Consider the following 25,521-nt stretch of genomic DNA (forward strand, 5'->3'; position numbering starts at 1 on the left):
TCTTCACGAACTATCGCCCGCAGTTCTACTTCCGCACGACGGACGTGACCGGCATCGTTCACCTGAAGGAAGGCGTCGAAATGATCATGCCCGGCGACAACGCCGAGCTGAACGTCGAACTGATCACCCCGATCGCCATGGACCAGGGCCTGCGCTTCGCCATCCGTGAAGGCGGCCGCACCGTCGGCGCCGGCGTCGTCGCCAAGATCGTCGAGTAGTCGACGAAACGATCCGGCCTTCGTGCCGACCAGTAGCGTACAGAGCGGCCCCCGGAGCGATCCGGGGGCCGTTTTGCTGTGGGCCGTCCACCACTTGCCGTCTCCCATAGGGAGAAGGTGGCTCGCAGAGCCGGATGAGGGGGTGCGGTGTGGGCCGGGTTAAACACCGTAACCCCTCACCCTTTCGCGCAAGACCGATCGCTGCGCTCTCGGGCGCTCAAGCCCTCTCCCTATGGGAGAGGGAGGGGAGGTGCGTTTGGATTCTCGCGCCTCGCGCGAGCCGTCTTGCCTGCAACCGGGAACCGGGGTTTACGTTCGGAACGGACGTTAACTTTTCGGCAACCAAATGCGACGCGCCATCCGACTGGGTCTTTTCATCGGCACCGTCCTGGGCATGAGCGCTTGCGCGACCCAGTATGATGCGGACGGGCGGCCGGTTTCGGGGGCCTATGGCTCGGTTGAGGCGGGGCGGGCGGGCTGAGGCTCGAAGGAAAACGTGGCGCTGGACGCGATCCTGCCCTAATGTAGCGTTGCGGACGCCGTCTGTTGCGCCGCGTCGGTCCCCAAAACCCCCTAGATGTTACTCATCGCTATTGCTGTCGTTCTGCTCCTGGTGGTGCTCAACGGCTTGTTCGCCATGACTGAATTGGCGGTCGTCTCCTCGCGGAAATCCAAACTTCAGGCGAGGGCGGAACGGGGAGACCGGGGGGCCAGGGCGGCGTTGAAGCTGTCCGAAGAACCGACTCAGTTCCTGTCCGCCGTCCAGGTGGGCATCACCCTGATCGGCATTCTGGCGGGCGCTTACGGCCAGGCGACCATCGCCGGCGAGCTGGACCGCATTCTGGAAGTCGCCTTTCCGGCGTTGACCGCCTACACAGAATTCTTCGCCACGGCCCTGGTGGTCGTGTGCATCACCTATGTGTCGCTGATCATCGGCGAACTGGTGCCCAAACGTATCGCCCTGATCTTCCCCGAGGCGGTGGCGTCCAAGATGGCGGCCCCGATCTCCAAACTGGCGATCGTGCTGAAACCCTTCGTCCTGCTGCTGACGGCCTCGACCTCGGGCATCCTCAAGCTCTTGGGCGTCAAGGACCGCGACGGTTCGGACGTGACTCAGGAAGAGGTCGCGACCATCCTTGCGGAAGGCACCTCGGCCGGCCTGATCGAGCCCGAAGAACAGGTGATGATCGAAGAGATCCTGCGCCTGGGCGACCGTCCTGTGCGGGTGGCCATGACGCCGCGCCATGACGTGTTCTGGATCGCGCTGGACGACCCCGAGGAGATGCTGCGCGAAGAGATTCGCACCTGCCCCTATTCGCGGATCGTGGTGGCGCGCGAGAGCGACGTCGATAATCCGCTGGGCGTGGTCCACAAGAAGGACCTGCTGGACAGCCTGCTGACGCATGGCAAGTTCGACATCGAGCCGCTGGTCGCCGAACCGGCCTTCATTCCCCAGTCGACCTCGGTGCTGAAGGCACTGGAGATCCTGAAGGGCTCCAAGGTCCACATGGCCTTCATCGTCGACGAATACGGCGCCTTCGAAGGCGTGGTGACGGCCACCGACATCCTGGAAATGATCGCCGGCGACTTCAACGAGGGTCACGACGAGGAACAGGCCTGGATCCATCAGCGCGCCGACGGCAGCTGGCTGGTCGACGGCCAGACCGATCTGGACGAACTGGCCGACAAGCTGGGCGAGAACTTCGGCGAGCACGAAGGCTATCACACCGTCGCCGGCCTGATTCTGCATCAGATCTCGCGCGTGCCGGACGAGGGCGAAGTGCTGCAGGTCGGCCGATTCGAGGTCGAGGTCGTGGATATGGACGACCGCCGCATCGACAAGCTGATCTTCAAGGAACTGGTCAAAGCCCAGGACGAGCGGGCCGCCATCGCCGCGCATCTGGAAGACTAGTCGCAAGTGTCACATCGCCCTTGAAATGCAGGGCGGTGTCGGGCATACGCCCCCCTCTGGCGAACGCACGGACCTCCGGGTTCGAGCGGTTGTCTAGGAGTTTAGCTCAGCTGGTAGAGCACCGGTCTCCAAAACCGGGGGTCGTGGGTTCGAGTCCCCCAACTCCTGCCAATCCCCCCTGTCGCTTCCGGATGGGACTTCCCATCTGGGGCGACAGGAACAATTGTGTGAAGAGCAACTGATGGCCAAGGCCAAAACTCCCGGCAAGCGGCCTCAGGGCAACGCAAAGCCGCAGATCGGCGCCAAGCCACAAGCCGCGGGCGCCGCCGCCATCACGGTCGATTCGCCCGAGCCCAAGAAGCCCCGCACCAGCCCTGGCCAATTCTTCAGCCAGGTTCGCGCCGAGGGCCGCAAGATCGTCTGGCCCAGCCGCAAGGAGACCTGGATCACCTCGGTGATGGTCTTCATCATGGTGATCATCGCCGCGATCTTCTTCTGGATCGTGGACACCGGCCTAGGCTTCGCCTTCCGCTATATCATCGCTCTCGGATCCTGAGAAAGACGCGCCCATGACCGATGCAGCGCCCGCAAAGCCCGCCAATCCGCGCCACAAGTGGTATATCGTCAACGCCTACTCGAACTTCGAGAAAAAGGTCGCTGAACAGTTGCGCGATCAGGCCAAGCAGCAGGGCCTGGAAGACGCCTTCTCCGAAATCCTGGTTCCGACCGAGGACGTCGTCGAGATCCGTCGCGGCCGCAAGGTGAACTCGGAACGCAAGTTCTTCCCCGGCTATGTGCTGGTGAAGATGGAAATGACCGACCAGGCCTATCACCTGGTCAAGAACACCCCGAAGGTCACGGGCTTCCTGGGCGCCGCGGGCGGCACCAAGCCCCTGCCGGTCTCGGAACGTGAAGTTCAGAACATCATCGGCCAGGTGGAAGAGGGCGTCGAACGTCCGAAACCCACCATCCGCTTCGACATCGGCGAGAAGGTCAAGGTCATCGACGGCCCGTTCGCCAGCTTCGACGGTTCGGTCGAGAGCGTGGACGAAGAACACGCCCGCCTGCGTGTCGCGGTGTCCATCTTCGGCCGGGCCACGCCGGTCGAGCTGGAATACGCCCAGGTGGAGAAGGTCGCGGGCTGAGGCTCACGCGTCCGTCGAGATTTTGAAGCCGCGTCCGAAAGGGCGCGGCTTCTTTCGTTTCACCTCCCCATGCGCGGAGGCGCATGGGGAGGACAGACCGCGTAGCGGTCAGGAGGGGGCGTCTCCGTCAGCCGTGATGACCACGCCCACGTCAGAGACCGAGTCGCCCCCTCCTGGCGTCGCTCCGCGCCGCCTGTCCTCCCCATCGGCCTTCGCCGACGGGGAGGTGACGTTCGTCCACCCCGTTTGCCTTTGCGCCCCCTCTCTGTTACACGCGCGCCTTCGCTCGGCGGGCCTCGGTTCGTGGAGCGTCAAATCCGTGGGAGGCAGCCATGCCGCACCACGGCTCACCGGCCCTGCGTTCAGTCGTCGGGTCATTCATAGGAGAGACCAATGGCCAAGAAGATTCTCGGCTATATCAAACTGCAAGTGCCGGCCGGTTCGGCCACGCCTTCGCCCCCGATCGGCCCGGCTCTGGGTCAACGCGGCGTGAACATCATGGGCTTCTGCAAGGAGTTCAATGCGCGCACCGAGAAGGAAGCCAAGGGCACCCCGCTTCCGACCGTGATCACCGTCTATCAGGACAAGTCGTTCACCTTCCTGACCAAGACGCCGCCGGCGACCTGGTACCTGAAGCAGGCCACGGGCCTGAAGTCGGGCTCCAAGCTGGTCGGTCGTGAAACGGCCGGCAAGATCAAGGTTTCGCAACTGCGCGAGATCGCCGAAAAAAAGATGAAAGATCTGAACGCGAACGACCTCGACGCCGCGACCAAGATCATCGAAGGCTCCGCCCGCGCGATGGGCCTCGAAGTGGTGGAGGGCTAAACCATGGCCAAGCAAACCAAGGCTCAAAAAGCCCGCACCGGCGTCAGCCAAGACCTGCTGCCGTTCTCCGACGCCATCAAGCTGGCCAAGGAAAACGCAAAGTCGAAGTTCGACGAATCCCTTGAGATCGCCGTCAACCTGGGCGTCGATCCCCGTCACGCCGACCAACAGGTCCGTGGCGTGGTGAACCTGCCGTCGGGTACGGGCCGTGACGTTCGCGTCGCCGTCTTCGCCAAGGACGCCAAGGCCGCCGAAGCCACCGCAGCCGGCGCCGAACACGTCGGCGCCGAAGATCTGTACGAGAAGATCGCCGGCGGCTTCATGGAGTTCGATCGCGTTATCGCGTCGCCGGACATGATGGCCCTGGTCGGCCGTCTGGGTAAGGTGCTGGGCCCGCGCGGCCTGATGCCGAACCCCAAGGTCGGCACCGTGACCCCGAACGTGGCCCAGGCCGTCAAGGACGCCAAGGGCGGCGCCGTCGAGTTCCGCGTCGAGAAGGCGGGCATCGTCCACGCCGGCATCGGCAAGGTCTCGTTCACCCAGGACGCTCTGGAAGCCAACGTGAAGGCCATCGTGGACGCCCTGGTGCGTTCCAAGCCGTCGGGCGCCAAGGGCACCTATGTGAAGCGCATCAGCCTGTCTTCGACGATGGGCCCGGGCTTCAAGGTCGACCCGTCCTCGCTGGGCGCCTAAGACCAAAGACAACCGGTACTGAAGAACGGCGGGGAGCGATCCCCGCCGTTTTTTCTTGCCCGGATATGGTCCCAGCCGTCAGGATGCGCGCCTGACTGGGGGATAAGATGAAACGACTGATCGGCGGCCTGCTCCTGGCCTTGACCCTGCTGACCGCGCCGGCGGCCATGGCCGAGACGACCGACGTTTCGGCCGAAAAACTGGCTCTGGCCAACAAGTTCATCGCGCTGATCCAGGGCGAGCAGTTGGGTGCGTCTCTGGGTCAGATGATGGCGATGATGGTGCCGGAATCGACCACCCTGTCGGGGGAACAGGCGGCAGAGGTTCGCGAGGCGATGGCTGAGGCGACCGCGAGCATGTTGCCCCGGATGTTCGAGGTCAGTGCGCCGATTTACGCCGATATCTTCACATTGGAGGAGTTGCAGGCTCTCGTCGCCTTCTACCAGAGCGTCGTCGGCCGCTCGCTGATGAGCAAGAGTTATGCGGCGGCGCCCCGGATCGCGACGGCCATCCAAGGCATCATGCCGGAACTGATGGCCGATATGGGCGACCAGATGTGCAATCGATTGGAATGCTCGCCGGAGCAGAGGCGTGAGATGAAGGCCGCCATGGCCGTCGCAGCGCGCGGCCAGGCGGCGCAAAGTTCTCAGTAGGCCGCCGTGAACCGGGTACGGCTGTGCTGGGGGTTTTCCAGTTCGTCCACCATGGCGATGGCGTAGTCGGAAAAGCCGATCTTGCTCTCGCCCTTGTCGTCCACGACCAACTGATCCGTTCCGGTGCGGAAATGGCCCAGGCGGGGCGTTTCCTCAATCACGGCGGCGGGCGAGAAGAAGGTCCAGTCGATGTCTGTCTCGTGGCGCAGGGCGTCCAGGAAGACGATGCCGCCCTGGGCGAAGACCTTCCATTCCTCGGGGAACTCGGGCGTGTCGATCAGGCGGACGCCGGGTGCGACCTCCAGGCTTGCGGCGCCGCCCGTGACGAGCAGGCGCGGCACGCCGGCGGTCTTGAGCGCGCTCAGAACCGTCTCGGCGGGCACGTCGAAATGCAGGGCGCTGATGACGGCGTCCGAACCCTTGATCAGTTCGGCCAGCGCGGCGGCGTCCGAGGCGTCGCCCGCGACGGGTGTGACGCCGTCGGCGGCGGGGATGGCCTCGGGCTTGCGCGCGATGGCCGTGACCGTGTGACCGCGCGCGGCGAGTTCCCTGGTGATTTCCGAGCCGGCGCGACCGCTGGCGCCGAGGACTGTGACTTTCATGGAAGGCTCCTTTGGGTATCCAATGGATACCAGGTGCGCTATGGGATGCAGCCATGCAAGACGGCACCTTTCACACACCTGGTCACCTTCAGGAAACCTGGACTCGCGGCGACGTGTTCGCGGCGAACTGTCCGACGCGGCAACTGCTCGACCGGATCGCGGACAAGTGGAGCACCCTGATCCTGATCGTGCTGGGCGAGGGGCCGATCCGGTTCAACGCGCTGAAGCAGCGGGTCGATGGTGTGTCGCAGAAGATGCTGAGCCAGACGCTGAAGTCGCTGGAGCGTGACGGCCTGGTGTCGCGATCCGTCGTGGCGACCGTGCCGGTGTCGGTGACCTATGCGGTGACGCCGCTGGGCTGCACCCTGATGGCCGCCATGCAGTCGATGATCGACTGGGCCGAGACCCGGATGCCCCAGGTCGCGGCGGCCCAAACGGCCTATGACGCGCGGTCGCCCGACCCCCACTGACTTTATTATCGGGTGCGGCGAACGGCCACGTTCGAACTGCGTTCCTGTCGCGACCTTGAAGGGGGCGACATGTTCGGACTGGGAAAATTGATGGGCGACAAGCCTGATGTGAGCGGCGGCGACCCGTGGAAGGGGCGGCTGGCGTTCGGCGCCATCGTGCTGGTCTCGGCCTATTTCGCGGTCCAGCTGATCGTGACGTTGCAGACGCTGTGGCTGCTGATCTTCGGCGCCATCGTGGTCGCGGTTATCCTGAGGGCGTTGGCCGATCCCATCGTGCGCTGGCTGAAGGCGCCGGATCCGCTGGCGGTGTTTCTGTCTCTGCTGATCGTTGTGGCCGTGCTGGCGGGAATATTGACCCTGTTCGGCGCCCAGATCACCGAGCAGGTCGTGGCCTTGTCCGCCGTCGTGCCTCAGGGGTGGGACCAGGTGCAGTCGTGGATCCAGGCCCAGCCCTATGCCGCGCAGTTGCTGGAGCAGCTGCAAGGTCTGGGCGGGCGCGCCGGCCAGGCTTTGCAGGTGGCGCAGAAGTTCGCGCTGGGCTTCGCCTCCGGCGTCACGACCATGGTTCTGGTGATCGTCGCTGGCGTGTTCCTGGCCATCGAACCCGCCAAGTCGCGCGAAGGCCTGCTGTCGATGGTTCCGATGGACCGTCGGCCTCGGCTGCGCGAGGTGTTGAACAGTTGTGGCAAGGCGTTGAAGGGCTGGCTGAAGGCGCAACTGTTCTCGATGGTGCTGGTCGGCACGCTGACGGGCGTAGGCTTGACGATCATCGGCGTGCCCTCGGCCCTGGGCCTGGGCCTGTTGACGGGCCTTGCGCAGTTCGTGCCGATCGTCGGGCCGATCGTTTCCACCGTTCCGGCCGTTCTGGTGGGGGCGACCCAGGGGTGGGAAACCGCCCTGATGACCCTGGCCCTCTATGTCGTGGTGTCCCAGCTGGAGAGCAACTTCATTACGCCGATGGTGCAGAAGAATGTGGCGAACCTGCCGGTCGTTCTGGGCATCTTCGCCGTGGTGGGGATCGGCACCCTGTTCGGGCCGTTGGGCGTGCTGTTCGCCACGCCGCTGGCGCTGGTGCTGCACACCCTGATCACCATGCTGTATCGACAGGACGTCCTAGGGGATCCCGATGCCAAGGCGCCCGGCGAAAAATAGGACGCCTGCGTCAGTTCGCTTGACGCAGGCGGCGCGATCACCTTTGGAACGCGCTGATCCTTTCGCTGGTGCAAAACGTCGCATGGCCTGTCCCAAGACCCGATCCTCGCGGAACCGCGCCTGATGCCGTCGGGCACCAAACGCACGGCGCGGTCCGAGACCCGTCAGGTCGCGGCACTGCCGTGGCGCCAGACGGAAGACGGTCGTCAGATACTGATGATCACCTCGCGCGAGACGCGCCGCTGGGTCATACCAAAGGGCGGCCGGATGGTCGGCAAGACCGATCCCGAGGCGGCCGCTCAGGAAGCCATGGAAGAGGCCGGAGTGCGAGGCGAGATGGACCAGACCTCCATCGGCGTCTTCCGCTACGCCAAGGGACTGAAGGACGGCGGCGCGCGCCAGTGCGTGGTTTCGGTCTATCCGCTTCAGGTGCTGGTCCAGCTGGGCGCCTGGCCCGAGGCGCACCAGCGCGAGCGCCGCTGGATGAGCCTGAGCGAGGCGGCGGATCTGGTGCACGAGCCCGATCTGGCCACCCTGATCCGCGACTTCGACGCCACGCCCCTGGAAGATTGAGCGACCTCAGCCGTCCAGTTCGGGATACCGGCGGAAGATGCCGTCTTCGTTGAAGGGGATGCGGCGTTCGCTGGCCAGATAGGCGGCGATGCGGGGCAGGGCGGCGACACGGTCGCGGACGGCGACCACGTGGGGCGTCGTCTTCAGGACGCGGGCCGACGCCTTTGGAAAGGCGTAGGTCAGGCCTTCGACCACCTGAAACAGCGACAGGTCGGCATAGGTCAGGCGGTTGCCGACCATCCAGTCCGAACTATGCGGGTTTCGGTCCAGCACCTGTTCGGCCCAGCCGAGGAATTTGGCGATCCGATCCTTGCGAAAGCCCTCGGCGCGTCGAGCGGCCTCAAGCTTCTGATCGTCGTAATAGGCCATCAGATCGACCGGGTGGTGGGTGTCGTGGGCCTCTGCGACCAGGTCGGCGAAGGTCAGCTGGATCTGGTTCAGCCAGGCGCGGTCGCTGTCGCCATTGGGGCTCAGGCCCAATTGCGGACCCAGCCAGGCCAGGATGGCCGCGACCTGTCCGACGGTTCGGTCGCCCAGGCGCAGGAAGGGCGGGGCGAAGGGCGGCGTGGCGGCGTCGGCCATCAACTTCATCATCGCCTCGCCGTCGTCCTGGCGCGAGACATCGGCGTAGTCGGCGCCGGCCGCCTCCAGCGCCAGCCGGACGAATTCGCCCCGCCCCTGGATGGTCGGCCAGTAATAGAGTTCATAGGCCATGCGATCCCTGCCTTGATTTCCGTGATCCGTCCCTGTAAGAGCGCCGCTTCCCGTCACTGGTTCATTCCTTTGGCGGTCCTGTCCGAGAACTTCGGGGCGTGGGGGTCACCCAGGCCATAACTGTCAGAGAGCCCTCTGACGCCGTGGGGAGATGGGGACGCGACCCTGCGCTGTCAGCCCGCATTCCGGGACGGACGCCGTCAGACGCATCCTTCGGACAATACGACCGGCTTTAACGCTTTGCAGCGATGCACGGCGCTTTGGCCAATCCGTCGTCGGGAATAAGCCCGGCGGCGAATACCAAGACTGGAGACCGCAATGGACCGCGCTCAAAAAGCCGAGTCGATCGAAACGCTCAAGGGCGTATTCGCCGACGCCGGCTCCGTGGTCGTGACCCAAAACCTGGGTCTGACCGTTGCGGAAATGGAAGATCTGCGTGGTCGCCTTCGTAAAGAAGGCGGCGCGTTCAAGGTGGTCAAGAACCGCCTGGCGCTGAAGGCGCTCGAAGCCGAAGAAGGCAGCGAATTCCACGCCCTGTTCAAGGGTCCCGTGGGCATCGCCTATTCCGAGAACCCCGGTACGGCCGCCAAGGTCGCCACCGAGTTCGCCAAGGCCAATGATCGCTTCAAGATCATCGGCGGCTTCATGGGCGACACCGTCGTCGACCAAAAGGGCGTGGAAGTTCTTTCCAAGCTCCCGACGCTCGACGAAGTCCGCAGCCAACTCATCGGCCTGCTCAACGCGCCTGCGACTCGTATCGCTGGCGTGCTGCAAGCACCCGCCGGTCAGCTGGCTCGCGTGTTCAACGCCTACGCCACCAAGGAAGCCGCGTAAGCGGCCCAGCCTTTCATCTCTGCATCACTCTCTAAAACCAATCCTCCGAAGGAAAACTGACAATGGCTGATCTCGCCAAAATCGTCGAAGACCTGTCCGCTCTGACCGTTCTCGAAGCCGCTGAACTGTCGAAGCTGCTTGAAGAAAAGTGGGGCGTCAGCGCCGCTGCTCCCGTCGCCATGGCTGCTCCGGCTGCCGGTGGCGGTGCTCCGGCTGAAGCTGCCGAAGAGCAAACCGAGTTCACCGTCGTCCTGCTGGACGGTGGCGACAAGAAGATCAACGTGATCAAGGAAGTCCGTGGCGTGCGTTCGGACCTGGGTCTGAAGGAAGCCAAGGACCTGGTCGAAGGCGCTCCGCAGAACGTCGTCGAGAACGTCTCCAAGCAGAACGCCGACGAAGTCGCCAAGAAGCTGACGGAAGCCGGCGCCAAGGTCCAGATCAAGTAAGATCTGACTTTCGGCATTTGCTGAATATCGGAAAGGCCCGGCGGGAAACCGCCGGGTCTTTTCTTTTTGGGGCCTACCGCGCGGAGCGCTACTTGAGGCCCATGGACGGCGCTACGGCTAGGGCTTGGTCTGTATCAGTTCTGCGGGCGTGTCCGCGTCGCGAAGAAGGCCCAGAGGGCGTCGTTGTCGGCGACCCAGCTATGGCCGCCGCCGGCGGCGATGCGGCCCACCACGTCCGCGCCGTCGCGGCAGGCGGCGTAGCCTTCCTCATAGACTTTGTCGGCGACCCAGCGGGTGTCGCGGATTTGGGCGCAGCCGTTCAGCTGGGCCCAGCGCTGTTCGGCAGCGTGCATGGTGTAATGCCAATAGCCTGCGCCGCCGCCCTGGATAGGATTGGTCGTGTCGGCGTCGCCGGCGAAGGCGATGACCGGCATGGGGCGCGAGGGGCGGCAGGTGGCGGGATCGGGCTCTTCCGGTCGGTCCTTCCTCGGATTGCCGGCGCGCAGGCCCACGACCGGGGCGATGGCGGCGAACCGGTCGGCGGCGACGCATCCCAACCACGAGGTCATCCGTCCGCCGCCCGACAGGCCGGTGGCATAGACGCGGCTGTCATCGACGCAGCCCTGGTCCGCCAGATAGCGGATGGCGGTCGTCAGATAGGCGACGTCGTCGGCGTCGTTGGGGCCGGGAACCGCGCCGGTGATGGTTGGGACGCCGGGAATGTTCCAGACGAAGCCCCGCTCGACCGGGATCCCGGCGTCGGGCGCGGCGACGATGAAGCCGTGCCGGTCCGCCGTTTCCGCCAGCCGAGACGAGGCCAGCATCTTCTCGCCCGTGCCGCCGCTGCCGTGCAGGATGAAGACCAGCGGCGCGGGTTTGGCGGGGTCGAAGCCGGCGGGCAGGTGGATCTGCATCGTGCGGCCGGTGCGGCCGATGGTGACGGCCTGGGTCGCGCCCGCCTGACCGATGCCGCAGGGGGCTGACGCCTGGGCCGCCTGGGTGAAAGTCATCAGGCCCAGCAGGGCGGCGAGCAGTCCGATCCAACGCTTCATGCGACTTCGCCTCTGGTGAATGCAGCCGGCAGGGTGAGGGGATTTCGCCGTGGAAGCCAGCCTTGAGGCGCGGCGTGCGGCTTCCCATCTGTGGACACCCCAAGAGACGGAGCCTCCCCCTATGAACATCCTGCTGGTGCTGACGTCGCACGATCAACTCGGCGACACGGGCAAGAAGACCGGCTTCTGGCTGGAAGAACTGGCGGCCCCCTATTACGCGCTGAAGGATGCGGGCGCGCAGGTCGTGCTGGCCTCGCCCAAGGGCGGACAGCCGCCGCTGGACCCCAAGAGCGACGACGCCGACGCCCAGACCGACGACACCCGCCGCTTCAAGGCCGATGCCGAGGCGCAAAGCCTGCTGGCCTCGACCGTCGTCCTGTCGTCGGTGAAGGCCGATGATTTCGACGCCGTCTTCTATCCCGGCGGTCACGGGCCGCTGTGGGACCTGGCCAATGACGCGGACTCCATCGCCCTGATCGAGGCCTTCACCAAGGCGGACAAGCCGACCGGCTTCGTGTGCCATGCGCCGGGCGTGCTGAAGTCCGTGAACGGCGCGGACGGCAAGCCGCTGGTCAACGGGCGCAAGGTGACGGGCTTCACCAACTCCGAAGAGGATGCCGTGGGCCTGACGGACGTGGTGCCGTTCCTGGTCGAGAACGTGCTGATCGCCAATGGCGGCGACTATTCCAAGGGGCCGGACTGGGGGTCGTATGTGCTGACCGACGGCAAGCTGGTGACGGGTCAGAACCCGGGTTCGTCGCGTGAAGCGGCCGAGGCCCTGCTGGGGCTGTTGAAGTAGGGCTTACCTCTCCGCACGCGAAGGCGCGTGGGGAGGACAGATCGCGCTAGCGATCAGGAGGGGGCGACTCCGACGGTTGGGATGACCCCAAGAGCTTCAGCCACCGAGTTTCCCCCTCCTGGCGCTCGCTGACGCTCCCGCCTGTCCTCCCCATCGGCCTTCGCCGATGGGGAGGTGACCGTTCTAGCGCCGTCTTGGAGCGAGGATGTCCGAGAGGCGGTCCGGCGTACCCTCGATGCGCTCCAGGCGCGGGTAACGCAGGCCGTCGTGATAGGCGAAGGCCACGGTGCGGAAGCGGTCGCCGGATTTCAGCAGCAGTTCGATGGGGGCGTCGGTCCCTTTCGCGGCGGTCACGGCGTCGCGCAAAACCTCGGCCGAGCCGGCCTTGCCATTGACGGCGACCAGGCTCCAGCCGGCGCCGATCCTTTGCTCGAAGGCGAGGCCGCCCCAGCGGATGTTGGTCAGCTTGTCCGCCGTCAGGGTGAAGCCCAGCGAATACTGGAAGTCATTGGCCCAGCCGGTCTGGACCGACTTCTCCGCCGCCGACGGCGTGTCGGTGTAGGTCAGTCGCCACCCCCCACGCTCGATCCCGGCCAGGGGCGCCTTGGCGTCCGGCCCGACGGCGTCGAGGCGGCTGCGCAGGAACCCGGCCCAGTCGTGCGGATAGACGGCGTTCAGGGCCGCGACCACATCCTCGAACCGATAGCCCTGGGGCGACCATTCGCCGTCGTCGTGGCCGAAGAAGCCCCTGGCGAAGTCGTCGAGAGACTTGCGCCCGTTCGTGCTCTCGCGGATCAGGGTGTCGGCGTCCAGCCAGACCAGCAGGCTTTCGCGGTAGTAGTCGCCGGTGCCGCGCATCCACGAGGTGAACTGGCCCGGTACGCGGTAGCCCAGCAGATTGTGGTTGTTGGTGTCCTGCAGCGCGCGCCACTGACGACCCGGCTGCTCGTCATAGAAGGCGGCGACGCTGGCCAGGGTGGCCAGCGCCACCTCCTTGGAATGCAGGCCCGCGCGGGCGGCCAGCACATCGCCCCAGTATTCGGTCTGGCCCTCATAGACCCACAGCAGGGTGTTCTGGGTCGGGACGTTGTGGTTGGCGGTCAGCTCGTCCGCCGGGCGCATGAACTTGCCGTTCCACGAGTGGGTGTATTCGTGCGGCAGCAGGCCCCGGTCCCCGGCGCTCTTGGTCCAGTTGGTGAAGAAGTCGGGCGCGCCGGTGTTTTCGGATGAGCGGTGATGCTCCAGGCCGATGCCGCCCATCTGGTCGGTCAGGGCGAACAGGAACTCGTAGTCGTCGAAGTGGCGGGCGCCGAACAGGCGGTCGGCCTGCGTCACCAGATTCTCGAACAGCTTCAGCTGGTCGTCTGTGGCGGCCAGGCCCTTGGCCTCGTCGGCCAGGATGTTCAGGTGGACGCGGTCGCCCGTCGGGTCGATGTCCACGCGGCGATAGTGGGCGCCGGCGAAGATGGGGCTGTCGATCAGGGTGTAGAGGTCGGTCGTCGCGAAGGTCGCGACGTCGCCTTTCTGGGATGCGGTGCTGAGGGCCGTGCCGTATTTCCAGCCGGCGGGCAGGACCACGCTCGGGGTGACCTGGATCTGGCGGCTGAAATAGCCGGCCGGATAGAGGATGGCCTTCTCCCACTGAAGATTGACCATGGCCGGGGTCATCAGCACGCGCCAGTTGGAACTGTCGGGCTGGGTCAGCTGCTGGAAGGCGACGTCGATGCTGGTGACCCCGGCCGGGATGTCGAGGTGGAAGGCGTAAGGGTCCAGCGTGTCGCGCAGCCACTCGATCCGCTGGCCGTTGGCGGTCACGGTCAGGCCGGAGATGAGCTGGATCGGGCCGGTGGCGGCGTGGTTGCCGGGCAGGAACTTCGGATAGAGCAAAGTCAGCGGGCCGGGACCGGCGACGGGGATCGTCTGGCTGACGCTGATGATGCGGCGGTCCAGATCGGTGATGTCGGCGCGGTATTGGATGACGCCGGGATAGGGCTTGTCTTGCGGCGCGGGGATGGTCGGCTGGGCGCGGGGCAGGGCCAGCGGGGCCTGGGTGGCGTCAGTGATGACGGGGGTGGACCGGAAGGTCTGGGCCATCGCCGGAGCGGCGGCGGCCGTCATCAGGACGGCGAGGCAGGCGGCGGTCAGGCGGGTACGCGGCATCAGGTCATCCGGGTCGGCAGGGGAAGCCGCACCGTCGGGGGCGGGGCGCGATGCGTCAAGCGTGGCGTTGTGTCTCCTCCCTGCGAAGCGGGGAGGAGACGTCGTCGTTAGATTTTCAGTCCCAGGTCCATCGCTTCGGCCAAGGCCTTGGCGCGTTTCTTCGTCTGTTCGCCCAGCAGGACGTCGGCATAGCCTTCGGTCGCTGTCAGGCGCAGGTCGCCGCCTTTCACCCGCGCGGTCGCATTGGCCAGCAGTTGTGGCGAGCGGCCTGACAGGTCGCAGGCCAGGCGGATGGCCAGGCCGATGGCGCGGGCGCGTTTGGCGGCGTCGCCGTTCAGCAGCCGGTCGATGATTTCGGGCTGGGGCGTGGCGGGGGCGCCGCCGTAGCGGGCGTTCATGGCGCTGGCCAGGAAGGCGCGCTCGACGTGGCTGATGCCCGCGACCGGCGCGCGCAGCACCTGGTCGAACACCAGCTCCAGCCGGTGATCGGGATGCAGGCGTGCGCCCAGGTCCGCCAGACGGCAGGCGGCGCCGACCAGGACCGCGTCGCGTTCCTCGCCGAACACCGCAGGCAGGGCGGCGACGATCTCGGAAATCCAGCCGTTCAAGGCGCCGGGCAGGGTCAGGGCCACGCCTTGCCGACCGCCCAGCGCCGTGCAGCCCGCCAACAGCGGATCGGCCCCGCGCGTCGCCTCGTCCAGCGTCTCGAACAACAGGCCCTCGCGCACGCCCCAGGCGGACATCTCGATCTGTTTCAGGCCCAGGTGCTTGATCAACCCCTCCAGCACCAGTCCGGCATAGGGCAGGGTCTCGGCCCGTTTCCTGGACACGCCCGGCAGTTTGGTCAGGCCGGCGACCGATTGCTGGGCGACCAGGCGCGCGGTCTCCAACGCGTCCTCGGCCGACATCTGATACTGATGCACGACCTTCAGCGGATAGGATTTCAGCGCCATCTGCACCTGGGCCAGGGTCCGCCAGGCGCCGCCGACGGCATAGAGGCGCTCGCTCTGGAACTGTGCCGCGACGGGTTTCAGGGCCTGATCGATGCGGACCTTGATGCGGTCGGCGTCGAACCCCTTGCCCTCGGCCAGGGCGAACGGCCCCAGCGGCAGGGTCAGGCCGTTTTCGACGCCGTGACCGTTCAGCCGCGTCAGCTCCAGACTGGCGCCGCCCATGTCGGCCGAGACGCCATGGGCCAGAGGCGCGCCGGCCAGCACGCCCATGGCGGCGTATTTCGCCTCTTCCTCGCCCGACAGGACGCGGATGGTCAGGCCGGTCTCGGCGGCGACGCGTTCACAGAACTCCGGCCCGTCGATGGCCTCGCGCACGGCGGCGGTGGCGGCGATCAGGGTCGTGTCGGGGCGGACGCCTTCCAGCACGGCGGCGAAACGGCGCAGGGCCGTCATCGCCATGACGACGCCCTCGGGCGAGAGCCTGCGCGTCGTCGGCAGGTCGCGGCCCAGGCCGGCCAGAACCTTCTCGTTGTAGACGGTCCAGATCGCGCGGCCTTCCAGCCTGTACAGCACCAGCCGCACCGAGTTGGAACCGATGTCGATCGCGGCGATGTCGCGGTCGGTAAGCGTGTCGGTGGGCATCAACGGCCCGGACGCTCATAGCGCAGGACGGCAGGCAGGCTCTTGGCCTTGCGGCCGCGTCCCGACAGGCTGGGGTTGGTCATGAAGTATTTGTGGGCCGAGAACGGCCGCTCCGGGTCCGCAGGGGTGACGCGGGTATAGCGCCCTTCTGCGTCCAGAACCCAGCTTTGCGCGTCGTCCTTCAGATTGGCGACCATGATCTGGTCCAGCACCTGGTCGTGGACGGTGGCGTTGCGGATCGGCGTCATCAGCTCGACCCGGCGGTCCAGGTTGCGCGTCATCCAGTCGGCCGAAGAGATGAAGACCTTGGCCTTGTCGTGCGGCAGATCCTTGCCGTTGGCGAAACAGACGATGCGGCTGTGTTCCAGGAAGCGTCCGACGATGGACTTGACCCGGATGTTCTCCGACAGACCCGGCACGCCGGGACGCAGGCAGCAGATGCCGCGCACCACCAGGTCGATGCGCACGCCCCACTGGCTGGCGCGATACAGGGCGTCGATGATCTCGACATCGACCAGCGAGTTCAGCTTGACCCATATGGCGGCGGGCTTGCCTATGGCGGCGGCCGACATCTCCTTTCCGATCAGTTCGATCAGCGTGGACTTCATGTTCAACGGCGAGACGACCACAGCTTCCAGATGATCGGGCGTGGCGTAGCCGGTGATGTAGTTGAACACCTTGGTCGCATCGCGCCCCAGCACCGGGTCGCAGGAGAACAGCGACAGGTCGGTGTAAACCTTGGCCGTGACCGGGTGATAGTTGCCGGTGCCGAAGTGGCAATAGGTCTTCAGCGCCTCGCCCTCGCGCCGCACGACGACGCTCAGCTTGGCGTGGGTCTTGTATTCGACGAAGCCGAAGACGACGTGGACGCCGGCCCGTTCCATCGCCCGCGCCCAGCGCAGATTGGCCTCCTCGTCGAACCGGGCCTTCAGCTCGACCAGGGCGGTGACGTTCTTGCCGTTCTCGGCCGCCTCGATCAGGGCGGCGACGATGGGGCTGTCCTTGGAGGTGCGGTACAGCGTCTGTTTGATGGCGATGACGTTGGGATCGCGGGCGGCCTGACGCAGGAACTGAACCACAACGTCGAAGCTCTCGAACGGGTGGTGGATCAGCAAATCCTTTTCGCGGATGGCCGCGAAGACGTCGCCGCCGTTGTCGCGGACGCGTTCGGGATAGCGGGGCTCATAACCCTTGAACTTCAGGTCCGGGTGGCCGCCGGGGATCAGGTCGGACAACTGTGCCAGACCCAGCATCCCGTCGACCAGCACCACGTCCTGGGGCGCGGCCTCCAGCTCGCCGACGATGAAGGTGCGCAGATCGGAAGGCATGGAGGCCTCGATCTTGACCCGCACGACCGAGCCCAGGCGACGCTGTTTCAGCGCCTCCTCGAACTCCAGAACCAGATCCTCGGCCTCTTCCTCGATCTCGATGTCCGAATCGCGGATCAGGCGCAGCACGCCCTTCTCCATGACGTCGCAGCCGGGAAACAGGTGGTCGATGAACAGCAGCAGCACGTTTTCCAGCGTGATGAAGCGTTTATGTCCCGGCGTGGACCGACCGTCGGTGGGCAGTTGCCAGAACCGCTGAACCTGGGTCGGCACCGGCACGAGCGCGTAAAACGTCTTGGTCTCGCCCTTGCGCTTCAGCTTCAGCGCCAGCGAGAAGCCCAGGTTGGGCAGGAAGGGGAAGGGGTGCGCCGGGTCGATGGCCAGTGGCGTCAGGACGGCGAAAAGCTGGTTCAGGAACTCGGGCTCCAGCCGTTCGCGCTCGGTCTTGGTGATGCGCTGGCGATCGACGACCTCGATCCCGGCGACGGTCAGTTCCTTCTTCAGCTGACGCCAGCGCAGCTGCTGCTCCGCCATCAACTCGCCGGCCGAAACGTTGATCTGATCCAGTTGCTCGCCCGGCGTCAGGCCGTCGGCGGACAGGACGCGGATGCGCTCGCGCAACTGACCCTTCAGGCCGGCGACGCGGGTCATGAAGAACTCGTCCAGGTTATTGGCCGAGATGGACAGAAAGCGCAGCCGCTCCAGCAGCGGGTGATTGGGGTTGGCCGCCTCTTCCAGCACGCGCTCGTTGAACGCCAGCCACGAGATCTCGCGATTGAAGAAACGGGTCGGCGAGGCCATCAGCTCCTCGCTCAGCGCCAGTTGAGGGGCGCGAGAGGCGGGAACCTCCTCGCCTCGGGTGTCGTCATGGATCGCGGCGTCGGTCATGACCCGGTTCTCGCGCGCGCGTGTGACGGCCGCAAGCGGGCAGGGCGAAAATGTCGCCCAGGTCGGCGCTTATCGACAGCCTCTATTCCGAAGCGGCGTCCATCTCATCCAGCGCCTGGCGGGCGAGGACGCGGGTGACGGGGCGATGCAGGGCGTCCAGTCTCGCGACGACATCGGCGGCGGTGTCGGCCGACCGATCCAGGCGGCGCACCAGATAGTCGATCACGTCGTCGGCCGGGGTGATGCTGCGCTCGGCGAACCGGGCGCGCAGGATGGCCGACAGGACGGCGTCGTCGGGCGCGGCGATGCAGACGGCGCGCACAGCGTCCAGGCGCGAACGCAGATCGGGCAGGTCCACCGACCACTGACGCGGCGCCGAGCGCGACACCAGCAAAAGCGCGCCGCCGCCGATGTTGGCCAGGTTGATCAGGTGAAACAGGCTCTCGTCGTCCGCATCGGCCGCCCCGTCCAGCAGCACGGGCCTGCCTTCCAGCTCCAGCGGATCCATCACGGCGGCCTCGGCGCCGTTCAGCGGCACGGCCCCGACCCGTTCGGCCCAGTCGGCGGCCAGGCGGCTCTTGCCCGATCCCGCCGGCCCATGCAGGGCCAGCACCGCCCCCGCGCCGTCGGGCCAGCGCGCCAGCACGCGCACCGCCTCGGCGTTGCTGTCGGATGTCACGAAGGCCTCGCCCACGACATGACGCTCCAGCGGCAGACGCAGCTGTTCGGCGGTCGGACGGGGCAGGGCGCTCAGCGCGGTCATGACCCCGTCTTAGCAGAGGCCACAGTTAACCGCGTCAGGCCCGCTCTGTTGGTTCCGGGGAGCGAACCTCGCCCCTGTGGATGGAATCAGGCGAATTCGGCCAGGGCGGGGTTCAACTTGCCGGCCTTGAACTCGGTGACCTGATAGTCGGCCAGGCCGTGGACCTGGAACGGATCGGCCTTCAACAGGGCTTCCAGCTCTTCTTTCGTGCCGCCGCTGCGCACCACCAGAATGCCGCCCGTGCGCGGCACCATCGGCCCGGCGGCGATGATCAGGCCGCTTGCGACATGGGTGTCCAGCCATTCGCGATGCTCGACCGTCCGCGCCTCGATGGCTTCGATCGGCTGGGTGTAGGTGATGGTGACGATGAACATGGCGGCCTCGGGTGGGACAGGAGCGCCAGATATCATGTGTGGCGGCAGGCTTTGCAACGGCTGAAACCTTGACTTTCCGGGGCGATGATGCGCCCTACGCCGCTTCGATTTCGGGCGCCGACGGCGTCGGATTCCACCGCCAGATACTCCAGACGGTTCGTTTCATGCACGCCTATCGCTCTCATACCTGCGGCGCCCTGCGCGCCTCCGACGCCGGTTCCGCCGTTCGCCTGTCCGGCTGGGTGCACAGGAAGCGCGATCACGGCGGCCTGCTGTTCATCGATCTGCGCGACCATTACGGCCTGACGCAGCTGGTGCTGCACCCCGAGACGCCGGGCTTCGCGGCTGTCGAACGTCTGCGCGCCGAGAGCGTGATCAAGATCGACGGCGAGGTCGTGGCTCGCGAGGCCGGCGTGGTGAACCCGAACCTGCCGACCGGCGAGATCGAAGTCCGCGTCCAGGGCGTCGAGGTGCTGTCGGAAGCCGCCGAACTGCCGATGCCGGTCTTTGGCGATCAGGAGTATCCCGAGGATATCCGCCTGGCCAACCGCTTCCTGGATCTGCGTCGCGAGCGCCTGCACAAGAATATCGTGCTGCGCTCCAGGGTCATTTCCTCGATCCGCCAGCGCATGGTCGGCCAGGGTTTCCTGGAATACCAGACCCCGATCCTGACGGCCTCGTCGCCGGAAGGCGCGCGCGACTTCCTGGTGCCGTCGCGCCTGCATCCGGGCAAGTTCTATGCGCTGCCGCAGGCCCCGCAGCAGTTCAAGCAGCTGCTGATGGTCTCGGGCTTCGACCGCTATTTCCAGATCGCGCCCTGCTTCCGTGACGAAGACCTGCGCGCCGACCGTTCGCTGGAATTCTACCAGCTCGACGTCGAGATGAGCTTCGTGACGCAGGAAGACGTCTTTGCCGCCATCGAGCCGCTGATGCACGGCGTGTTCGAGGAGTTCGGCGAGGGTAAGCCGGTGTCGCCCATCGACGGCGCCCATGTCTTCACCAACGACTTCGGCGAGACGTTCGAGCACAAGGGTTTCGAGCGTCTGACCTATGCCCAGTCGATGGCCTGGTACGGTTCGGACAAGCCGGACCTGCGCAACCCGATCAAGATGCAGGTCGTGTCCGACCACTTCCGCGACGGTGGTTTCGGCCTGTTCGCCAAGATCCTGGGCGCGGACGAGAAGAACGCCGTCTGGGCGATCCCGGCCCCGACCGGCGGTTCGCGCGCCTTCTGCGACCGCATGAACTCCTGGGCGCAGGGCGAGGGCCAGCCGGGTCTGGGCTATATCTTCTGGTCCGAGGATCAGGGCGCCTGGGGCGGCCCAATCGCCAAGAACCTGGGTCAGGAGCCGACCGAGGCCCTGATGTCGTCGCTGGGCTTGGGCCAGGGCGACGCCGCCTTCTTCACCGCCGGCCTGCCTTCGACCTTCGCCAAGTTCGCCGGCCTGGCCCGCACCCGCGTGGGCACGGAGCTGAAGCTGATCGACGAGAACCAGTTCAAATTCTGCTGGATCGTCGACTTCCCCATGTTCGAATGGTCGGAAGAAGAGAAGAAGGTCGATTTCAGCCACAACCCCTTCTCGATGCCGCAGGGCGGGCTGGAGGCCCTGGAAGGTCAGGATCCGCTGACCATCCGCGCCTATCAGTATGACATCGTCTGCAACGGCTATGAGCTGTGCTCGGGCGCGATCCGGAACCACAAGGCAGAGATCATGCTGAAGGCGTTCGAGATCGCGGGCTATGACGCCTCGGTGGTCGAGGAACAGTTCGGCGGCATGCTGAACGCCTTCCGCTACGGCGCGCCGCCGCACGGCGGCCTGGCTCCCGGCATCGACCGCATCGTCATGCTGCTGGCCGGCGAGACGGCCATCCGCGAGGTCATCGCCTTCCCGCTGAACCAGCAGGGCGAGGACCTGCTGATGAACGCCCCGACCGAGGCGGAAGAGCGCCAGTTGAAGGATGTCCACATCCGCACGGCGCTGCCGATCAAGGTCTGATCGGGCGCCATCGCCGCACAAGACAAAGGGGACGCCTCGCGGCGTCCCCTTTTTTCTGAAAAATTGTCGTCTCCAAACCTCGTCACCCTCGCCACAAGCCCGAGGATGACGAAAAAGGAAGCGAGCCTCAGTTTCCGGCGTTGACGAAGTTTCGCACGCGCGGCGGCGCCGGAGGGGCGGGCGGCGAGCGGATGATGCGGATCGAGCTGCTGCGGCAGGCCTGGGCCGTCAGGCGACCGGGCAGGCGGGTCGAGCCGTCGCCGCAGGCCTCGCTGATCTGGTCCTGGGTCAGGCCGCGCGCGCTCGACAGGTCGGCCCCGCGGATGTCGGCGCGGCGAAGGGAGGCGTTGGAGAAGTCAGCGCGGGAGAAGCTGGCGCCGCTCAGCCGCGCGCCATCCAGGCTGGTGTTCGAGAAGTCCGCGTTCGAGAAGTCGCCGCCCGACAGGTTGGAGGCGTTGACCTCGGCGTTGGAGAAGTTGGCGCCGGCCGCACGGACATTGGTGATCGTCGCCCCGAACAGTTCGCTGTTCGAAAAGTTGGTCCCCGCCAGGGTCGCGCCGTTGAAGTTCACGCCGTGCATCTCGCCGCCCGACAGGTCGGCGCGGCTCAGGTTGGCGCGAACGAAGGACGATCCCTGCGCTTCGGCCCCGACCAGGCTGGCGCCGGTGAAGTTGGCGGAGGTGAAGTTGGCGCCGACAATCTCGACGCCCGACAGATTGGCGCGGCTGAAATCACTGCCGGTAAAGTTGGAGCCCATCATCTCGGCGCCGCGCAGATTGGCCCCGACCAGTGTGGCGTTCATGAAGCTGGCGCCGGTGAAGGTGGCGCCCGAAAGGTTGCGGCCCGACAGTTCGCAGCGGTTGCACGATCCGCCCAGCGAGACAGAACGCGCCACGTCGCGGTCCTGCATCGACATCTCGACCCCGGCGAAGGCGGGAGAGGCGACGAGCGCCGCGCCTAGTGCCAGAAGCGCCAGCGAGGGTCGGAACCGGATATGTTCAGCGATCTGTTTCACGAGACCTGAATGCCCCGAAACCCCTGCTGCACCTACTTAAATCGAGGTAACTTCGTTAAATCCGCGCAAGGTCGGCGACCCTCAGCAGGCGGGAATGCGCAGACCCCGCGGCAAAACGGTGGAGCCGTCGCCGCACGCCTGGTTCAGCTGGCCCTGGGTCAGGCCGGTGGCTCGCGTCAGCTGGGCGCCTGACAGATTGGTTCCCGACAAGGTCGCGCCCGAGAAGCTTGCGCCCTCCAGATAGGCGCCGACGAAGCTGGCGTTGGTCAGGTTGGCGCGCGAGAAGTTCGAGCCGGAGAAGACGCCGCCATAGGCCTCCACGTCGCGCATGTCGGTGTTGGAAAACCGCGTGCGGTTCATGACGCTGAGGCTCAGGTCCGCCTGACGCAGGCGTGAGCCGGTCAGGTTCAGGCCCCGCGCCTCCAGCCCCGAGAAGTCGCCCTGGAACAGGTTGCATCCGGCGCAGGACGCGCCGCGCTTCACGCTGGCGATCTGGCTGGCGTTCTGGGCCAGGGCGGGCGCGGCGACGGCCAGCAGGGCGGCGATCAGGCCGAGGGTGAGTGTGCGTTTCATGGACCGGGCTCCGACGTTTGATCGTCTTGCAGCAAACCCTAGGCCAAAACCCTTAACCTACCCCTGATCTCCGCCCTTCAGCGCCGGCGCGGCTCCGCAGGTGTCGCAGACCCAGGCGGCGCCGCGTTGCTGCAGGCTGAAGTCACCGCAGGCGGGGCAGGCGACGGCTTCGCTGTTTGCGGCGACGCGCGGTTCGGGCTCGGCCTTCTTGCCGAAGGGCAGGACGACCAGATTGTCGGGCGCCGATCCGCGCGCGAACCCCTTGGAGATGAAACGGGCGGCGGGCACGGCCTCGTTGGCGTCGGGCTTGCCGTCTCCTAACCCATCCGCGTTCAGGTCGTCCGTCCCGGCGTTGGCCAGTTCGTCGCGGTCCAGATAGGAAACGCCCAGTTCGCGGAAGATGTAGTCCAGGATGGAGGTCGCGGATTTGATGGAGTCGTTGCCGGTGACGCGCCCGGCCGGCTCGAACCGGGTGAAGACGAAGGCGTCCACGAACTCGTCCAGCGGCACGCCGTATTGCAGGCCGATGGAGATCGCGATGGCGAAGTTGTTCATCAGGCTGCGGAAGGCGGCGCCTTCCTTGTGCATGTCGATGAAGATCTCGCCCAGTTCGCCGTCTTCGTATTCGCCGGTGTGGATATAGACCTTGTGGCCCCCCACGGCGGCCTTCTGGATATAGCCCTTGCGACGGTCGGGCAGTTTGCGGCGGGCGCGCTCCCGCTCGATCACGCGTTCGATAACACGTTCCGTTGGGGCGGGGCGGGGGGCTTCGCGGACAGGCTCGGCCCGTGCGGCGTCGATGTTCGGCAAGGATAGCAGCGGGCCGGCTGGCGGGGCGGCGCGGGCCAGGCGGATGGCGCGACGGCCGTCCAGTGCGCCCTGGCTCAGCAGCCGCGCGGCCTGAGCTGCGGTGGTGCGCCAGTCCATCGGTTCGACGGCGATGTCGGCCAGGTCGCTGAACGGCTCGATGGCGCGCCGCAGGTCGGCCGCCGCCGCCGCCGGATCGGCCAGCAGGGCGGCGACGGACGCCGGCGCCTCGGGCCAATCGCTCAGGTCGCCATGACCGAAGACCCAGCGCGTCGCCGCCGTCTCGGCCTCTTCGGACACGCCCAGCAGGGTCAGCAACAGGCCGTCGCCGTCCTCGACGCCCAGCACGTCGCGGATGAAACCGGGGTCCAGCACCGGGGCGGCGAAGACCGTGTCGAAATCCTCGGCCCAGGCCAATGCGTTCTCGATGGCGGACAGCTCGATGTCGGTGAAACCCAGCGCGCGCAGCGACGCATGATCGATGCCCGGCGCCTCGACCAGGGTGCGGCGCCCGAACGTCCACCGCTCCGCCGCCTCGACATCGCCGCCCGCTGCTGACAGCGCCGCCGCCAGGGCAGGGTGCAGCCGGCGACCGATCTCGCCGTCCGCCGTCTGAAACACATTGACCGCCGCGATCCGCCCCAGGCCCAGCCGAAGCCGCGCCTCAGCATCGTCGACGAACAGGCCGATGGCCGAGTGCCGCCGCGCCTCGGGTGCGATCGCTAGGCCCTTTGCAGCGACGGCGGTGAGGGGGTCTGTCAGCCCCTTCAGCACATCGCGCCGCGCCGCTTGAGTCTCGGCGGCGGCGCCCTTCAGCTCGTCCCAGTCGGGGCAGAGACCGCGCACGCTCGCCAACTCGGCCGAGGTCTGCGCCGCCGTCGCCGCGATCAGTCCCGCGAACGCCTGCGCCCGAGCCGTGCGGTCGTCGTCGGCCGCCAGGGCTTCCAGCAATCCGTCCAGCCCCAGGGCGATCACGCCGGGCGTCGCGGCCTGAAGGTCCAGCGCCACCGTCAACAACTGCGTCAGACCCGCCAGATTGGCCGCCGCGTCGCCGTCCAGCGACAGCACGGCGCCCAGGTTGATCACGCCCCGACCCGTCGTCGCCGTCGCGGTCTGCGCATCGCGCGGATCGAAGGCGACGATCAGCCCGCCGTCCAGCGCCGCTTCCGCCGCGAGCAGGGCCTCCGGCGCACCTGCTGCGATCTGCGTCCGATCCGCCAGGGCGACCAGGGGCGCGCCCTCGACCATCGGCTCCAGCGCCATGGACGGCCGTTCGCCATCGACGGCTCTCAGGATGTCGGCGTCGCTGGCTCCGCAGCGTCGCGCCAGCGCCGCTGCCCGTCCCAGCGCGGGATTGCGCGAGGGATCGCCGCAGTCGCCGCGCGGCCCTTCGCACCGGTCCACCGCATCGGCTACGCCCGCCAAAGCCTCGGCCAGGGCGTCGGCCGCCTGGGCGCCCAGGCGCGCGGCCGAGCGCCGTCCGTTGTGCGCCTGCAACTGCGCCGCCGCGCCGGGGTCGTTCAGATCGACGACGCCGACGGCTGCGGGACCAGACGACGCCGGCGCCGCCAGGCCCAGTTTGAAGGCGCCCGAAAGCTCGCCTACGAAGGCGGCGGCCTCGGCCCGGTCGAACACGCCCTCTGTCACGCCCGTCGCCGCCAGCCGCTCGGCCCAGGCGTCGACGCCGCCGTTCAGCCAGTCGCCGGACATCGGCGTCGTGAAACCCGCCGCCTCGACCCAGTCCAGCCAGGCCTCGATCTGAGCGTCGGACCAGCCGGCGGGCGCCAGCACCTGTTGCACGCTGGCGGGGCGTTCGACGGCGCGGGTCTCCATTGCGACTCGTTCGGCGCGAATGGCGAAGCCGGATTGAAAGCGCATGGCGGCGTCTCTCCGAAAGGTTCGGCCCAGCCTAGGCGGTCGCGCGCCCCTTCGC

The 25,521-nt window shown here is 66.7% G+C and carries 25 protein-coding genes, 1 tRNA gene and 1 pseudogene; 16 read left to right on the plus strand and 11 right to left on the minus strand.

What is annotated here, in order from left to right; all coding sequences use genetic code 11:
* From tuf to WC597_RS04455, 9 genes and pseudogenes are all read left to right on the plus strand, one after another.
* A pseudogene (gene tuf, locus WC597_RS04415) lies at window positions 1-218 on the plus strand (elongation factor Tu); the annotation flags it as partial.
* 346 nt (window positions 219-564) lie between these two features.
* Window positions 565-699 (plus strand): hypothetical protein, encoded by a 135-nt coding sequence (locus WC597_RS04420; RefSeq protein WP_372692051.1) that lies wholly within the window; start codon window positions 565-567, stop codon window positions 697-699.
* 96 nt (window positions 700-795) lie between these two features.
* Window positions 796-2,130: a hemolysin family protein gene (locus tag WC597_RS04425; protein WP_372692052.1), complete on the plus strand. Its 1,335-nt coding sequence runs from the start codon at window positions 796-798 to the stop codon at window positions 2,128-2,130.
* 95 nt (window positions 2,131-2,225) lie between these two features.
* A tRNA-Trp gene (locus tag WC597_RS04430) sits at window positions 2,226-2,301 on the plus strand.
* Window positions 2,302-2,371: 70 nt separating this feature from the next.
* Window positions 2,372-2,686, plus strand: a complete 315-nt coding sequence (gene secE / locus WC597_RS04435) for a preprotein translocase subunit SecE (RefSeq protein ID WP_372692053.1) — start codon at window positions 2,372-2,374, stop codon at window positions 2,684-2,686.
* Window positions 2,687-2,699: 13 nt separating this feature from the next.
* On the plus strand, window positions 2,700-3,275 hold the full coding sequence (gene nusG, locus WC597_RS04440; RefSeq protein ID WP_314120681.1) for a transcription termination/antitermination protein NusG: 576 nt from the start codon (window positions 2,700-2,702) through the stop codon (window positions 3,273-3,275).
* A 393-nt stretch (window positions 3,276-3,668) separates the two neighbouring features.
* Window positions 3,669-4,100 (plus strand): 50S ribosomal protein L11, encoded by a 432-nt coding sequence (gene rplK / locus WC597_RS04445; protein ID WP_372692054.1) that lies wholly within the window; start codon window positions 3,669-3,671, stop codon window positions 4,098-4,100.
* Between the two features lie 3 nt (window positions 4,101-4,103).
* Window positions 4,104-4,793 carry a 50S ribosomal protein L1 gene (gene rplA, locus WC597_RS04450; RefSeq protein ID WP_159844895.1) on the plus strand — a complete coding sequence of 230 codons (690 nt, stop codon included), beginning with the start codon at window positions 4,104-4,106 and terminating at the stop codon, window positions 4,791-4,793.
* 107 nt (window positions 4,794-4,900) lie between these two features.
* Window positions 4,901-5,446, plus strand: coding sequence for a DUF2059 domain-containing protein (locus tag WC597_RS04455; RefSeq protein WP_372692055.1), 546 nt, complete (start codon window positions 4,901-4,903; stop codon window positions 5,444-5,446).
* Here WC597_RS04455 and WC597_RS04460 read toward each other — a convergent pair.
* On the minus strand, window positions 5,440-6,048 hold the full coding sequence (locus WC597_RS04460) for an NAD(P)-dependent oxidoreductase (RefSeq protein ID WP_372692056.1): 609 nt from the start codon (window positions 6,046-6,048) through the stop codon (window positions 5,440-5,442). The two genes, WC597_RS04455 and WC597_RS04460, sit on opposite strands and share 7 nt — an antisense overlap.
* Before the next feature lie 53 nt (window positions 6,049-6,101).
* Between WC597_RS04460 and WC597_RS04465 the strand changes: the two genes are divergently transcribed.
* The 3 genes from WC597_RS04465 (at window position 6,102) to WC597_RS04475 (ending at window position 8,243) form a co-directional block, all read left to right on the plus strand.
* On the plus strand, window positions 6,102-6,518 hold the full coding sequence (locus WC597_RS04465) for a winged helix-turn-helix transcriptional regulator (RefSeq protein ID WP_372692058.1): 417 nt from the start codon (window positions 6,102-6,104) through the stop codon (window positions 6,516-6,518).
* A 90-nt stretch (window positions 6,519-6,608) separates the two neighbouring features.
* Window positions 6,609-7,670 (plus strand): AI-2E family transporter, encoded by a 1,062-nt coding sequence (locus WC597_RS04470; protein ID WP_372692059.1) that lies wholly within the window; start codon window positions 6,609-6,611, stop codon window positions 7,668-7,670.
* Between the two features lie 123 nt (window positions 7,671-7,793).
* Window positions 7,794-8,243, plus strand: a complete 450-nt coding sequence (locus WC597_RS04475; RefSeq protein WP_372692061.1) for an NUDIX hydrolase — start codon at window positions 7,794-7,796, stop codon at window positions 8,241-8,243.
* 6 nt (window positions 8,244-8,249) lie between these two features.
* On the opposite strand, the gene WC597_RS04480 is transcribed toward WC597_RS04475, so the two are convergent.
* Window positions 8,250-8,957 carry a glutathione S-transferase gene (locus WC597_RS04480; RefSeq protein WP_372692062.1) on the minus strand — a complete coding sequence of 236 codons (708 nt, stop codon included), beginning with the start codon at window positions 8,955-8,957 and terminating at the stop codon, window positions 8,250-8,252.
* A gap of 318 nt (window positions 8,958-9,275) precedes the next feature.
* Here WC597_RS04480 and rplJ point away from each other — a divergent pair, with 318 nt between their 5' ends.
* Window positions 9,276-9,791 (plus strand): 50S ribosomal protein L10, encoded by a 516-nt coding sequence (rplJ, locus tag WC597_RS04485; protein ID WP_372692063.1) that lies wholly within the window; start codon window positions 9,276-9,278, stop codon window positions 9,789-9,791.
* 62 nt (window positions 9,792-9,853) lie between these two features.
* Window positions 9,854-10,237, plus strand: a complete 384-nt coding sequence (gene rplL / locus WC597_RS04490) for a 50S ribosomal protein L7/L12 (RefSeq protein WP_135193045.1) — start codon at window positions 9,854-9,856, stop codon at window positions 10,235-10,237.
* A gap of 134 nt (window positions 10,238-10,371) precedes the next feature.
* Here the strand turns inward: rplL and WC597_RS04495 are convergent, their stop codons facing one another.
* On the minus strand, window positions 10,372-11,289 hold the full coding sequence (locus tag WC597_RS04495) for a PHB depolymerase family esterase (RefSeq protein ID WP_372692064.1): 918 nt from the start codon (window positions 11,287-11,289) through the stop codon (window positions 10,372-10,374).
* A gap of 121 nt (window positions 11,290-11,410) precedes the next feature.
* Between WC597_RS04495 and WC597_RS04500 the strand changes: the two genes are divergently transcribed.
* A complete protein-coding gene (locus WC597_RS04500; RefSeq protein WP_372692065.1) occupies window positions 11,411-12,088 on the plus strand; it encodes a type 1 glutamine amidotransferase domain-containing protein in 678 nt (225 codons plus the stop codon).
* A gap of 183 nt (window positions 12,089-12,271) precedes the next feature.
* Here WC597_RS04500 and WC597_RS04505 read toward each other — a convergent pair whose 3' ends face one another.
* The 5 genes from WC597_RS04505 to WC597_RS04525 all read right to left on the minus strand — a co-directional run bounded on the left by WC597_RS04505 (window position 12,272) and on the right by WC597_RS04525 (window position 19,196).
* Window positions 12,272-14,248: a M61 family metallopeptidase gene (locus WC597_RS04505; protein WP_372692067.1), complete on the minus strand. Its 1,977-nt coding sequence runs from the start codon at window positions 14,246-14,248 to the stop codon at window positions 12,272-12,274.
* 107 nt (window positions 14,249-14,355) lie between these two features.
* Window positions 14,356-15,843: a Ppx/GppA family phosphatase gene (locus WC597_RS04510; protein WP_372692068.1), complete on the minus strand. Its 1,488-nt coding sequence runs from the start codon at window positions 15,841-15,843 to the stop codon at window positions 14,356-14,358.
* On the minus strand, window positions 15,843-18,059 hold the full coding sequence (locus tag WC597_RS04515; protein ID WP_372692069.1) for an RNA degradosome polyphosphate kinase: 2,217 nt from the start codon (window positions 18,057-18,059) through the stop codon (window positions 15,843-15,845). Before WC597_RS04515 ends, WC597_RS04510 begins: the two co-directional genes overlap by 1 nt.
* A gap of 82 nt (window positions 18,060-18,141) precedes the next feature.
* A complete protein-coding gene (locus WC597_RS04520) occupies window positions 18,142-18,822 on the minus strand; it encodes a chromosomal replication initiator DnaA (protein ID WP_372692070.1) in 681 nt (226 codons plus the stop codon).
* A gap of 86 nt (window positions 18,823-18,908) precedes the next feature.
* Window positions 18,909-19,196: a YciI family protein gene (locus tag WC597_RS04525; protein ID WP_372692072.1), complete on the minus strand. Its 288-nt coding sequence runs from the start codon at window positions 19,194-19,196 to the stop codon at window positions 18,909-18,911.
* A 164-nt stretch (window positions 19,197-19,360) separates the two neighbouring features.
* Here WC597_RS04525 and aspS point away from each other — a divergent pair, with 164 nt between their 5' ends.
* Entirely contained in the window at window positions 19,361-21,193 is a 1,833-nt protein-coding gene (gene aspS, locus WC597_RS04530) for an aspartate--tRNA ligase (protein WP_372692280.1), read from the plus strand.
* A gap of 127 nt (window positions 21,194-21,320) precedes the next feature.
* On the opposite strand, the gene WC597_RS04535 is transcribed toward aspS, so the two are convergent.
* The 3 genes from WC597_RS04535 to WC597_RS04545 all read right to left on the minus strand — a co-directional run bounded on the left by WC597_RS04535 (window position 21,321) and on the right by WC597_RS04545 (window position 25,466).
* The gene (locus WC597_RS04535) at window positions 21,321-22,208 is read right to left on the minus strand and encodes a pentapeptide repeat-containing protein (RefSeq protein ID WP_372692073.1); all 888 of its coding nucleotides are present in this window, start codon (window positions 22,206-22,208) and stop codon (window positions 21,321-21,323) included.
* Between the two features lie 81 nt (window positions 22,209-22,289).
* Window positions 22,290-22,781: a pentapeptide repeat-containing protein gene (locus WC597_RS04540; protein ID WP_372692074.1), complete on the minus strand. Its 492-nt coding sequence runs from the start codon at window positions 22,779-22,781 to the stop codon at window positions 22,290-22,292.
* Between the two features lie 57 nt (window positions 22,782-22,838).
* The gene (locus tag WC597_RS04545) at window positions 22,839-25,466 is read right to left on the minus strand and encodes a TSCPD domain-containing protein (RefSeq protein WP_372692075.1); all 2,628 of its coding nucleotides are present in this window, start codon (window positions 25,464-25,466) and stop codon (window positions 22,839-22,841) included.
* Between the last annotated feature and the right edge of the window lie 55 nt (window positions 25,467-25,521).

This window comes from Brevundimonas sp., from assembly GCF_041648115.1.
GTDB lineage: Bacteria > Pseudomonadota > Alphaproteobacteria > Caulobacterales > Caulobacteraceae > Brevundimonas.

Bases quoted from the DNA above. Each gene is read 5' to 3' on its own strand.
- WC597_RS04420 (WP_372692051.1), top strand. From the start codon at position 565: ATGCGACGCGCCATCCGACTGGGTCTTTTCATCGGCACCGTCCTGGGC.
- WC597_RS04425 (WP_372692052.1), top strand. From the start codon at position 796: ATGTTACTCATCGCTATTGCTGTCGTTCTGCTCCTGGTGGTGCTCAAC.
- secE (WP_372692053.1), top strand. From the start codon at position 2,372: ATGGCCAAGGCCAAAACTCCCGGCAAGCGGCCTCAGGGCAACGCAAAG.
- nusG (WP_314120681.1), top strand. From the start codon at position 2,700: ATGACCGATGCAGCGCCCGCAAAGCCCGCCAATCCGCGCCACAAGTGG.
- rplK (WP_372692054.1), top strand. From the start codon at position 3,669: ATGGCCAAGAAGATTCTCGGCTATATCAAACTGCAAGTGCCGGCCGGT.
- rplA (WP_159844895.1), top strand. From the start codon at position 4,104: ATGGCCAAGCAAACCAAGGCTCAAAAAGCCCGCACCGGCGTCAGCCAA.
- WC597_RS04455 (WP_372692055.1), top strand. From the start codon at position 4,901: ATGAAACGACTGATCGGCGGCCTGCTCCTGGCCTTGACCCTGCTGACC.
- WC597_RS04460 (WP_372692056.1), bottom strand. From the start codon at position 6,048: ATGAAAGTCACAGTCCTCGGCGCCAGCGGTCGCGCCGGCTCGGAAATC.
- WC597_RS04465 (WP_372692058.1), top strand. From the start codon at position 6,102: ATGCAAGACGGCACCTTTCACACACCTGGTCACCTTCAGGAAACCTGG.
- WC597_RS04470 (WP_372692059.1), top strand. From the start codon at position 6,609: ATGGGCGACAAGCCTGATGTGAGCGGCGGCGACCCGTGGAAGGGGCGG.
- WC597_RS04475 (WP_372692061.1), top strand. From the start codon at position 7,794: ATGCCGTCGGGCACCAAACGCACGGCGCGGTCCGAGACCCGTCAGGTC.
- WC597_RS04480 (WP_372692062.1), bottom strand. From the start codon at position 8,957: ATGGCCTATGAACTCTATTACTGGCCGACCATCCAGGGGCGGGGCGAA.
- rplJ (WP_372692063.1), top strand. From the start codon at position 9,276: ATGGACCGCGCTCAAAAAGCCGAGTCGATCGAAACGCTCAAGGGCGTA.
- rplL (WP_135193045.1), top strand. From the start codon at position 9,854: ATGGCTGATCTCGCCAAAATCGTCGAAGACCTGTCCGCTCTGACCGTT.
- WC597_RS04495 (WP_372692064.1), bottom strand. From the start codon at position 11,289: ATGAAGCGTTGGATCGGACTGCTCGCCGCCCTGCTGGGCCTGATGACT.
- WC597_RS04500 (WP_372692065.1), top strand. From the start codon at position 11,411: ATGAACATCCTGCTGGTGCTGACGTCGCACGATCAACTCGGCGACACG.
- WC597_RS04505 (WP_372692067.1), bottom strand. From the start codon at position 14,248: ATGCCGCGTACCCGCCTGACCGCCGCCTGCCTCGCCGTCCTGATGACG.
- WC597_RS04510 (WP_372692068.1), bottom strand. From the start codon at position 15,843: ATGCCCACCGACACGCTTACCGACCGCGACATCGCCGCGATCGACATC.
- WC597_RS04515 (WP_372692069.1), bottom strand. From the start codon at position 18,059: ATGACCGACGCCGCGATCCATGACGACACCCGAGGCGAGGAGGTTCCC.
- WC597_RS04520 (WP_372692070.1), bottom strand. From the start codon at position 18,822: ATGACCGCGCTGAGCGCCCTGCCCCGTCCGACCGCCGAACAGCTGCGT.
- WC597_RS04525 (WP_372692072.1), bottom strand. From the start codon at position 19,196: ATGTTCATCGTCACCATCACCTACACCCAGCCGATCGAAGCCATCGAG.
- aspS (WP_372692280.1), top strand. From the start codon at position 19,361: ATGCACGCCTATCGCTCTCATACCTGCGGCGCCCTGCGCGCCTCCGAC.
- WC597_RS04540 (WP_372692074.1), bottom strand. From the start codon at position 22,781: ATGAAACGCACACTCACCCTCGGCCTGATCGCCGCCCTGCTGGCCGTC.
- WC597_RS04545 (WP_372692075.1), bottom strand. From the start codon at position 25,466: ATGCGCTTTCAATCCGGCTTCGCCATTCGCGCCGAACGAGTCGCAATG.